This is a genomic window from Desulfosalsimonas sp. (assembly GCF_046483245.1).
Lineage (GTDB): Bacteria > Desulfobacterota > Desulfobacteria > Desulfobacterales > Desulfosalsimonadaceae > Desulfosalsimonas.
This window is the reverse complement of sequence record NZ_JAWODO010000088.1, coordinates 1-10,017: the sequence shown is the minus strand read 5'-3', so window position 1 is coordinate 10,017 and position 10,017 is coordinate 1. Positions and strand designations below refer to the sequence as shown.

Annotated in this window: 10 protein-coding genes; 4 read left to right on the top strand and 6 right to left on the bottom strand. The window is 55.9% G+C overall.

Annotation, left to right across the window (positions count from 1 at the left end; genetic code table 11):
* The 4 genes from R6U41_RS08340 to R6U41_RS08325 form a co-directional block, all read right to left on the bottom strand.
* The coding region (locus R6U41_RS08340; RefSeq protein WP_410269377.1) for a multiheme c-type cytochrome at positions 1 to 662 on the bottom strand (662 nt) is incomplete at its 3' end.
* A gap of 56 nt (positions 663 to 718) precedes the next feature.
* Complete coding sequence (locus R6U41_RS08335; RefSeq protein ID WP_410269376.1) at positions 719 to 1,261, bottom strand: NapC/NirT family cytochrome c; 543 nt, start codon at positions 1,259 to 1,261, stop codon at positions 719 to 721.
* A 139-nt stretch (positions 1,262 to 1,400) separates the two neighbouring features.
* Positions 1,401 to 1,694, bottom strand: coding sequence for a hypothetical protein (locus R6U41_RS08330; protein WP_410269375.1), 294 nt, complete (start codon positions 1,692 to 1,694; stop codon positions 1,401 to 1,403).
* 83 nt (positions 1,695 to 1,777) lie between these two features.
* The gene (locus tag R6U41_RS08325) at positions 1,778 to 2,761 is read right to left on the bottom strand and encodes an ATP-binding protein (protein ID WP_410269374.1); all 984 of its coding nucleotides are present in this window, start codon (positions 2,759 to 2,761) and stop codon (positions 1,778 to 1,780) included.
* A 160-nt stretch (positions 2,762 to 2,921) separates the two neighbouring features.
* Between R6U41_RS08325 and R6U41_RS08320 the strand changes: the two genes are divergently transcribed.
* The 4 genes from R6U41_RS08320 (at position 2,922) to R6U41_RS08305 (ending at position 8,749) form a co-directional block, all read left to right on the top strand.
* Positions 2,922 to 4,049, top strand: a complete 1,128-nt coding sequence (locus R6U41_RS08320) for an efflux RND transporter periplasmic adaptor subunit (RefSeq protein WP_410269373.1) — start codon at positions 2,922 to 2,924, stop codon at positions 4,047 to 4,049.
* Positions 4,046 to 7,141 (top strand): efflux RND transporter permease subunit, encoded by a 3,096-nt coding sequence (locus R6U41_RS08315; RefSeq protein WP_410269372.1) that lies wholly within the window; start codon positions 4,046 to 4,048, stop codon positions 7,139 to 7,141. The genes R6U41_RS08320 and R6U41_RS08315 overlap by 4 nt, the downstream gene beginning before the upstream one ends.
* Before the next feature lie 97 nt (positions 7,142 to 7,238).
* Positions 7,239 to 7,976 (top strand): methyltransferase family protein, encoded by a 738-nt coding sequence (locus R6U41_RS08310; RefSeq protein WP_410269371.1) that lies wholly within the window; start codon positions 7,239 to 7,241, stop codon positions 7,974 to 7,976.
* A 227-nt stretch (positions 7,977 to 8,203) separates the two neighbouring features.
* Positions 8,204 to 8,749 carry a hypothetical protein gene (locus R6U41_RS08305; protein WP_410269370.1) on the top strand — a complete coding sequence of 182 codons (546 nt, stop codon included), beginning with the start codon at positions 8,204 to 8,206 and terminating at the stop codon, positions 8,747 to 8,749.
* Between the two features lie 83 nt (positions 8,750 to 8,832).
* Here the strand turns inward: R6U41_RS08305 and R6U41_RS08300 are convergent, their stop codons facing one another.
* Together R6U41_RS08300 and R6U41_RS08295 are read right to left on the bottom strand one after the other, a co-directional pair.
* Entirely contained in the window at positions 8,833 to 9,030 is a 198-nt protein-coding gene (locus R6U41_RS08300; RefSeq protein WP_410269369.1) for a hypothetical protein, read from the bottom strand.
* A 33-nt stretch (positions 9,031 to 9,063) separates the two neighbouring features.
* Positions 9,064 to 10,017 (bottom strand): hypothetical protein (locus R6U41_RS08295; protein WP_410269368.1); only part of this gene is annotated, 954 nt, incomplete at its 5' end.

Sequence of the window (10,017 nt, the reverse complement as noted above, 5' to 3'; positions counted from 1 at the left end):
TTTCTGGCCTCCATGACGGCAAACCGGTGCCGGGTGTGGCAGGAGCTGCAGCTTCCCTTGCTGCCGTCGAGATTCATGCGTCCCACGCCCACGTTGGGCCAGGTTTCCGGATCGAGATTGCCCTGCTCGTCGGCTTTCAGAACGGTACCGTGGCAATAAAAACACCCGGAAGCCCGCTCAAAGTCGCTGTTCATGCCCTTGTTTAACCACGGATCGATTTTCCAGATGATCTCAAGGGTATTGGCGTGCTTGCTGCGCTTGTACTGCTCGGCCTCGTCCGGGTGGCACCGGGAGCAGTCCTTGGGCGTGACCACGCCGGCCACAGGCACCCGGTATCGTTTCCGGCCCCATTGGGAATCGGATTTTTCATACTGCTTGAAATGCTCCCGGCTCACATCCGGATCGGTTTCCTCTGCCCGGTGGCAGTCAATGCAGGTGATGTTGGCATTGGCATGCCGGCTGTTGGCCCAGTCACCGAAAATGCCGGGATGTTCCTGCTTGTGACACTGGATGCAGGCCATGCCAGGCTCTGAAATGGAGCGCTCAATGCGGAATTCCTTTTGCTTTGCCATGTCCTGCTCGGCCTGCGATGATACAACAGCCGGCAAGACCAGTAAAAATAACATGACACTGATCACTGCGCCGAATAATAACTTTTTCATACCCGCCCTCCATACGTCAGAAAAGAATGATGATTCATCATTTATGCACACGTTGATCAATTCAGTTCATACTGTTTGTAGCGGTAGACCTCGGTGGGATTGTGCACCAGGTCCTTATGACAGTCCACGCATCGTTTTTCCCGGCCGGGAAGCGCGTGTATCACCGAACGGTGGGCCAGCATGGCCCCGCGCTTGTCCGGGATATACAAAATATTGCGATGGCATTTCTGGCACTGGGCATTGTCAAAGGAATCATAGGCTTTTTGCCGGTTTTTTTCCCGGTCGTATTCACCCATGGTAAAATGAACGATAATGTCTTTGATGCCGTGCAGTGTTTTTTTATAGAAAAAATCCACAGTGTCGTGGGGCGCCGGCAGGTGGCAGTCCATGCAGTCGGCCACAAAGCCCTGGGCGTTGTTGACGTGGGTGGAAGTTCGCCACGTATTGTAAGCGTATTCGATTTCGTGGCAGGAAGCACAGAACTGCGGGGTTGAGGTCCGGACCATTGTGTAGTAGGTCATTGAAAAAATCGGAAAGGCGATAACAATGCCTGCGGCCACCAGCAAAAAAGCCTTGAGATAGGGTCGTTTCCTTTTCATAAGCCTCCTGTTTCCAGGTGCGGTCTTTTACGGTAAACGGCCAATAAGGGGCTGGGAAAAATTATGATGAAACAAAAAATACCGGCTGGGAAAAAATTGTCAATTTATTAATGCAGATTTTTTTGGCGCTGCGCCCTTTTTAAAGGGCGCAAACCCAGTTGCGGCCCGAATCCTTGGCCTTATACAACGCCTGATCCGCCAGGGTCACGGCCTGCTCCGGGCTTTGGGCAAATCCGTCCGCCCCCAGCTTTTGGACCAGTTCCGGAACGCCGGCAAACGCCTGTCCGCCGATCAACAGGTCCAGCTCGGGCCGGCGACGCATGCGCTTGTTGACCTTTTCACCCATTTCACCCAGATGCTGTTTATACGCCATGGCCGCATCCGGGGGAATTTCGGGCAGCCGGGTGATTTCTTCTTTCAATTCCGTATCCATATCTTCCTCGCAATCGTGAGACCGGGCTTTTCAACCCGGGCCGGAAACAGGCCGGATAAAACCCGGCACCAGGCAGCGTGGCTTTATTGATCATCAATGACAGCCGGTGTTTTTTTCAGCCGTACGGCAAAGCAGGCCCCGCCCAGATCTGAATCACGGATTTCCACATCCCCGCGGTGGGCCCGGGCGCAGGCCTCAACTGAAAGCAGGCCCAGGCCGCTTCCATTTTTCCGGGTGGTATAAAAGGCTTCCATGACGGTTTTGCGCATGTTCGGGGCAATGCCCGGGCCGTTGTCATGGACTTCGGTCACCACAAAATTGTCCTGTTCAAGCAGGTCCACCCGAATGCGGCCTTTTTCGCCCGCAGCTTCGGCGGCATTGAGCACCAGATTAAGAATCATCTGATAGATCAGAAGCAGGTTGCCCATAAACATCAGATCCTCCGGCCCCGTGCGCTCAATTTTGCAGAAACGGAGGCTGCGGTGCTTTTCCGCAAAGGCCAGGGCGTCGCTGACAGCGGCAAAAAGATTAAAATACGTTTTTCTCGTCTCCCGGCCGCTGACCCGGGCCAGTCTCCGGGCAAGTGCTTTAAGCCGGTCCTGGGAGGAATTGACCTTTTGCAGGGCGCCCTTTTTTTCTTCACCGGCCGCATCCGCCAATTCCTGTACGTGATATTCCAGGGTCATGAGCAGATTGCTGACCTCGTGGGCAATCGAATCGGCCAGCACAAGGGCCGTGGCCTGCCGCTCGGCGGCAATCAGGCGATTGCCGAAATTCAGCAGCCTGCGCTGCTGCCGGTCAAGACGCACCAGCATGGCATATATGACGCAAAACAGCAAAACCGTGGTAAAAACGATAAACAGCAGGCCCTTGGTTTTTTCAATGGAGGCCAGGTCAGGAACCGTGGCAGCGGTCAATGCCGCGAAATGGCTTGAAAAAAGAATATAGCCCACCCCTGCCGCAAAAAAGACGCCGCAGGCTGCCAATGCGGTTTTCAATGGCCTGCCCGGCGGTTCGATCAAGTCCGGTCCCGGGGATGAAAGCGAAGAAATCCGTTGACCTGCCATTCTGCCCTCCCTGAAAACAAGCCTGTTGCCGGAAAATCCAGCGATTGTCTTTTGGAAAATGCGCCAGCAATTGATTTAAGTCAAGGACGCGATGAGTATCCTGTAATACATATATTTACAATATTATCTGTTTTTGCAACCATGATTGCAGGATAAATTCATGAAAAAGCATATACCCAAAATCCTCCTGATTCTGATTCTCCTGCTGCTGGCCGCCGGGGCCGTGTTTCTGGTGCGCCAACGCAAATCCGAACTTTCGGGAATGGAGACGGTGCCCGCCCCTGCCCTGCCTGTTTCTGTCAGCGAGGTGAAAACAGGCGCAGTGGAGCAAACCCGGCATTACCTGGGAATCATCGAGCCCGTGGTCTCGGCACGGATTGCCGCCCAGGTCACCGGCTATCTGGATTCCGTGCACGTGGACACCGGCGACAGGGTGCGGAAAAACCAGGTTATTGCTGAGATTGACGACCGACTGCTCAAAAAGGAACTCTCCGGACTGGAAGCCGAGCTTAAGGGCGCCAAAGCCGACCTGGCGGATCTCAAACAGCGTTATGAGAGAAGAAAGGAGCTTTACCAAAAGGGACATGCAACCGAGGAAAGTCTGGAAGCGGCCCAAAGCGCATTTGTATCCGCACGCTCCCGGGTGTCGGCGCTGGGCGCCCGGATTGAATCCGCCCGGGTATCACTGGGATACGCAACAATTCAGGCGCCGTTTGACGGGGTGGTCACCCGGCGGGACAAGGACCCCGGAGATCTGGTGACGCCCGGACAGGTCCTATACCAAATCGAGAACACGGCCGGGGCATACCGGGTCCTGGTCCATCTCGACGCACAAACAGCAGACCGGATATCCAAACATACCACAGCCGAAATCCGGCATGGCAGCAGCACCATTGAAGCCCCGGTTGACCAGATTTATCCGGCAGGCGATGAAAACCGCATGGCAGTGGCAGAAATCCGGCTTCCGGTCAAGCCCTTTAACCTGCCGTCTATGACATTTGTGGGCGTGGACCTGGTTTTTGGCGCTTCAGAGGCCCTGGTTGTCCCCAGGCAGGCGGCCCTGGAATATGAAGGCCAGTGGCGGGTCTTTGTGCTCCGGGACGACCAGCGGGCAACACCCGTGGATGTGGATATTTCGGCTTTTGGGAAAAACCGGCTGGCTGTGATTTCAGAAAAACTCCGGCCCGCTGACCGGGTGATCGTGGGCGATGAATCCATGCTCATCCGTCTCGGGGAGAATACCCGGGTAACCCCTGTCAACGCCCGCGGGACCCGGGAGGCAGAATGAGCCGGGTTGAGGCCTACCTCAAAAACCCGCACGGGATTACGGCCCTGTTGTTTCTGGGGGTGGTCTTCGGGCTGATCAGTTTCCGGACCCTTCCCTTAAACCTGTTTCCGGACGCCAATTATCCCCAGGTGGCGGTTTTGCTGGTATGGCCCGGGGCTTCAGCCGAAGACATGACCGACCGGGTATCGCGCCAGGTGGAAAAGGAACTGGCAGGCATTGCCCAAGTCCGGCGCGTTGAAGCCACCGTGCGCGATGAAACCGCTGCGGTCAGGGCGGAATTCGAGTATGAAAAGGGGCTGGATGCCGCGGTGCCGGATGTCAGCGCCGCCTTAAACCGGATTCTTCCCTCTCTGCCTGCAGACATGCTGCCCCCGCGGATTTTCCGGGTCTCAGATGCCACCGCTCCGGTGCTCACCCTGGCCGTATCCCCCGGGACCGGATCGCACTTGTCCATGGCCCGAGTACGTCAGCTGGCCGACAACGAAATCCAGGAAGCGCTTCTGCGCCTGGATTCCGTGGCCGATGCCGAGGTTTTCGGCGGCTACAAACCCGAAATCCGGGTATCGGTGGACCGGGACAAACTTGCGGGATACGACCTTTCCATCACCCAGGTGCTGGCCGCTGTTTCCCAACAGCACAAAAACACCCCCAGCGGGACCCTGTTTCGGGACCAGGACCGGGTGCTGATCAAAATCGAAGGCGAGAAAAAACACGCTGAGCAGCTCGGCGAGGTGGTGGTGGCCACCGGAAAAAAGGGGCGGGTATATCTGCGCGACCTTGCTGAAATCAAAACCACCCATCAAACCCTGGATTCCTTTTTTCACGGCAACGGCAAGGCCGCCATCGGCATTAACATCCTGCGGGCCGAAGGCGGCCATGTCACCGACACCCTGGAGTCCGTGGAAGCCGCCCTGCCGCAGATCAAAAAACAATTTGCCCAGTTGTCCCTTGAGGTGGCCGACACCCAGGGCGAGTTGATCCGAACCTCTGTGGGCAACCTGGTCACCTCCCTGCGGGATGCGGTCATCCTGACCGTGTGCGTGATTTTCCTGTTTCTGGCCCGGGTGCGCATCACCCTGCTGGCAGCCGTATCCATTCCCGTAACCTTTCTGCTGACATTTGCGGGCATGAAGCTCATCGGCTACGAGCTCAACATTGTGACCCTAACCGCCGTTATCCTGGCAGTAGGACTTTTGGTGGATGACGCCATCGTAGTGATTGAAAACATTGACAGCCACAATGCGCCGGCTGACAAAACCCGCCTCAGGGCAGCCATTGACGGCACAAAGGAAATTTTTCTGGCTGATTTCGCCGGCACTGTCACCACCATCTCGGTGCTGCTGCCCATCATGTTTGTGGGCGGCTATTCCGAGAAAATCCTGCGCCCCCTGACCGTGGTGCTCTCCCTGGCCCTGGCCAGCTCGTTTATCGCCTCAGTAACCGTAATTCCGCTGTTTGCAAGGCGCCTGCTCAAGACGGGAAATACCCCAAACAGGCTGGAACAGGGGCTCCAGCGGGTACGCGACGCCATACTCGCCCCCTTGCAGCAGTTTATGCTCTGGGCATTTCGCGCCGGGACCACGCGGTGGTTTTTTCTGGTAGCCCCTCTTTTGATCGCAGCCCTGATTGCCGGGCTGCGGCAGATGCCCCTGGCCGGCCGGGACCTGATGCCGCCCATGGACACGGGAATCCTCAAGGTATCCTTTGAAACCTGGCCCAATATGTCAATGGACCGCACGCGGCAGGTGGTAAAGCAAATGGAGCAGGTCATCACCGGAACACCGGGATATGTCCGGATGTCCACGGCTGTTGGCGCGGAACCTTCGGTGATCAGCTTCGGCTCCGATCAGACCCCCCAGGAAGGACTGATGACCGTGCATTTTAAAAACCGGTTTGAGCGCCCGGAAACCCTGTGGGAGATCGAGGCGGATTTGCGGCAGGCGTTTGCACAAATACCGGGTCTGAAAACCGTGCACGTGTTTGACTACGGGGCCACGCCGCTTTCAGCCATTGCCGCGCCAGTGGATGTAAGGATTTCCGGGCCAGACCCGCAAATTTTGGATCAACTGGCAGACAAAGTCAAGCAGCGTCTCGGGCAGGTCAAGGGCTTAAAATCCATTTCCCGGACCTGGGATTTTTCCAAACCCGAACTCATCATTGCATTAAACCAGGAAAAGCTGACTGAATACGGCATATCCCAGCAGGACACGGCCGATTTTCTAAATGCCGCCACAAGCGGAAAACAGGCGGCCCTGTTCCGTGTCCCCGGCCAGGACGGATACCCGATCCAAATACGCTTAAACCCGGAGCAGGTCGATGCCGTGGGCGCGCTGTCCACCCTTCAGGTGCCTGCACCAAACGGGCCGATCCCCCTTGCAGAAATTGCAGAGATCCGCACGGACTGGAAACAGACCCGGATCACCCGGGAAGATCTGCAGCCCACAGTGGACGTGATCGCATACCGGGCCAAAGCGCCCATCTCCTTTCTTCACGGTCAGGTGCAGGAGGCGGTGGCCGATATTGACCTGCCAGGCGGATACAGCATCGAACATACCGGTGAAATCTCATTTATGGAAGAAAGCTTTGCCCGGCTGGGCGGCAGCCTGGGCATGGCCCTGGTGCTGCTTTATTTTGTGCTGGTGGTCACGTTCCGATCCTGGGCTCATCCGGTGATGATCATGTCCGCCATCCCCCTGGCTTTTATCGGCGTGCCCTGGGGTATGCTGATGGCCGGCCGGCATTTTTGCATGCCCGCGGCCATGGGCATGATCCTGCTTTCAGGCATTGTGGTCAACAACTCCATTCTGCTCATTGACTATATTGAAAACGCCCGCAAAAAGGGAACCGAACTCATGACCGCCGTGGAGGACGGCATCCGCAGAAGAACCCGGCCCATTCTCATGACCGCATTGAGCACCATCGCCGGCATGACCCCCATTGCCGCGGAACTGGCCGTGGGACTGGAAAGGCTCTCCCCCCTTGCCGTGGTGGCCATCTCCGGGCTTGCCGTGTCCACATTGCTGACCCTGATCTACGTACCGGTAATCTACGTATGGATCAGCAGAGCCAGAATACGGCTTTTGGGCAACTGATAACTGCTGACACGGATTGGCGCGGGGTCGGGCGGTTCAAATCCACTGCGGGGAAAGCCGGTTCGCAGAAAAGAACTTCTGTGTTATCTTTCCCAGCATGGCAAAATCTGAAAATCATACCATTGCCAAAGTTGTGGCCTTGATATCCCTGGTTCTGAGCGCCGGGTCACTGCTCTGGTTTGCGGCCTTTCTTTATGCAGGCTCTTTTTCTGTCCTGGACCTCGGCCTGAGTTTTTGCTGGGCGTTATTGTTGAATGCCGGCCTTAGCCTTGCATTTTTCCTCCAGCACAGCATCATGGTCAGAAAATGGTTTCGGGTCCGGGCCCGCAAATGTCTTCGGGAGCCTTACCATGGGGTTTTATTTTCCCTGTCATCGGCGGCAGTCCTTTTAATTGTGCTGACTGCATGGCAAAAAAGTTCCTGTTTGCTGTTTTCAGCCGAAGGTGTGAGCCGCCTGGCATTCCGGATGGTTTTTGCAGCCTCGGTTGCCGGTTTTGCATGGGGTGGGCGCACACTGCGCTCAGTTGACGGTTTTGACAACCATTCGCTTCTGCTGCGTGCCGGAAACCCGCAGTCGGAGATAGACAGGCTGGCAACCCGGGGGCCCTACAAATTCGTCCGGCACCCCTTGTATTTCTTTACATTGCTGATGATCTGGTCCTGTCCGGATATTACAGCAGACAGGCTTGTTTTCAACGTGCTCTGGAGCGGATGGATTGTCACCGGGGCATGGCTGGAGGAAAAGGATCTGGTGCGCGATTTCGGCCGGCCATACCGAGACTACCAGAAAGCCGTCCCCATGCTGATTCCATGGAAAACACTGATCCGGCGGTGAACTTCCGGCACATAGTGAGACACTGCACCGGGCCCCTTTTGCGCTCCTGTTTGACAGCACCGGGGAAACGATTAATTTGCTGGTATGGAAGACGGACACGACAAGCCTGTTTTTCAAGGCAAATATTATTGCAAACAGCTCAAAGCAATGATAGACTCCGTGCATACGGCCATTGTTGTCATCGACGGCAGCAGCGGCGTGATTGCCGAAGTCAATCCCATAACGAGATGGAAGCCCTGCTGTCTGCCATTTCTTCGATTTTAATCGAGATCAACACGTCTGACAGGGTTATCCGGTTCCATGTACTGGAAAAATACGGCAACCTTGCAGACACAGTCGTCAAAGGCGGCGATCCCCAGGACTGCATTGCCGGAATCAATGAAGCAGTCGCGGATGCGGACCTTGAATTTCTCAGCCGGGAAGTACCCGACGCAGTGGAGCAGACCCTCCAGGGCGTCAACCGGGTTTCCGGCATTGTCAAATCCAGGAAGGATTTCTCCCATCCGGGAACCGAGGAAAAAGTGGCCCTTGATATCAACAAGGCCCTGGAAAGCACTCTGATCCTCTCGCAATCAGCAAGGTTTTTCGCCGCAAGCGCGCCCGGGAATTGCTGCTGCAAAAAATGCGGCAATGGAGACCATGTAGGCGGCGACAAACAGGTACAGGGCATTGTTGTAAGAGCCCGTCCAACATATACCAGCCCGGAAACAAAGGTACCCGTGGCTCCGCCGAAGGCATTGGCCACCCAGAGAACACCCAGCAGCACCCCGTAGGACAGCAGGCCCCAGAAATGGCCCACCACCAGGGGCAGCAAAACAATCACTCCCCCCGCCCATGGAAAACCCGAAGCAGCCGATCAGCCGGCCGTGGCCGGGCCCATCAGACCGCCGGTGACAGGGTAAATGGACATGGTCAGTGATATGGCCGCCCGGTTCCAACCGAATTGTTTTTCAATGGGCTCGATAAAAATGCTGAAGGAATAAAACCCCGCCCCGGCAAACAGAAAACAGGCGCCGACAATGTACCAGCCGTAAAATATTTTGTTATCAGGCATGGTTTATTTCAATGGCACGCTTGTGCCGGCAAGTCAACCGGTGAGCCCGTATTTGTCCCGCAGTTTTTCAGACAGGTGCTTTACCGCGGCAAAGCCCTTTTCCACGGTTTTTTCGATATCAGGATTGATCAGGCAGCAGGTGGCCGGGGAAAGCAGGCTCTGGGCCAGCATTTGGTCACGGTCAATGCCCTTTGCATAAAGGCTTTGCCAGAGATTTTCGAGCATGCTTTCCAGGCTGTCCACGGATTCCTTTTCAAAGGGCTCCACATTGGTGGGCACAAGCCCCCAGCACAGCACTCCGCCCCGGTCCAGGAACCGCTTGACGGATTTGGCATAGGAGGAAAACATCTCTCCATTGGTGTAGACATCCAGAGACAGGATATCAATGTCTAAGCTGAGCAGAAAATCCCAGTCCGGATTGCCGCACAAGTGAACCCCCCGGGGGCGGTCAATAAGGGAGAAAAACATCTCCATGTCCTGTTTGGCCTGGACGTCGCCGTAGCCGGACAAAGCGGAAAACAGAAACTGCAGGCCGGGCTCATCCACATACATGAAGGCGTTTGGGTTTTTTTCCTTGAGCCGGTTTAACTGCACATTGACCCGCCGAGCCATGAACTCGAACATAAACGGGCGCACCGAGTCGTCAAACAATATGGGCCGGTCGTTTTCATCCGCCACGTTAAACCCGAAACTCACCGGCCCCTCCAGCTGGCCGCGGATGGCCGGGCGGTCTGATAAATCCATTTCTAGAAACTTGTGATACACCACGGAATAATCCGGGCTGACATCAAAGACATCCGGATCATCAAACCGGTCCATGACATCACCGAGTTCTTCTGCGAATTTTTCTCCGGAAAAAGACAGTTTCCGGTTTTCCACATCCAGCACAATGCCCGGGAAATGCTCGGCTGCCTGGACATACATGTCCTCGTAATAACTGAGCCGGGGAAGCTGGGGCCAGAAGGGGATGTCCAGGGACAGGGCCGT

Excerpts from the sequence above, each read along its gene's own strand:
- R6U41_RS08325 (WP_410269374.1), bottom strand. The coding sequence starts at position 2,761 with ATGGCAGGTCAACGGATTTCTTCGCTTTCATCCCCGGGACCGGACTTG.
- R6U41_RS08300 (WP_410269369.1), bottom strand. The coding sequence starts at position 9,030 with ATGCCTGATAACAAAATATTTTACGGCTGGTACATTGTCGGCGCCTGT.
- R6U41_RS08330 (WP_410269375.1), bottom strand. The coding sequence starts at position 1,694 with ATGGATACGGAATTGAAAGAAGAAATCACCCGGCTGCCCGAAATTCCC.
- R6U41_RS08305 (WP_410269370.1), top strand. The coding sequence starts at position 8,204 with ATGGAAGCCCTGCTGTCTGCCATTTCTTCGATTTTAATCGAGATCAAC.
- R6U41_RS08320 (WP_410269373.1), top strand. The coding sequence starts at position 2,922 with ATGAAAAAGCATATACCCAAAATCCTCCTGATTCTGATTCTCCTGCTG.
- R6U41_RS08315 (WP_410269372.1), top strand. The coding sequence starts at position 4,046 with ATGAGCCGGGTTGAGGCCTACCTCAAAAACCCGCACGGGATTACGGCC.
- R6U41_RS08335 (WP_410269376.1), bottom strand. The coding sequence starts at position 1,261 with ATGAAAAGGAAACGACCCTATCTCAAGGCTTTTTTGCTGGTGGCCGCA.
- R6U41_RS08310 (WP_410269371.1), top strand. The coding sequence starts at position 7,239 with ATGGCAAAATCTGAAAATCATACCATTGCCAAAGTTGTGGCCTTGATA.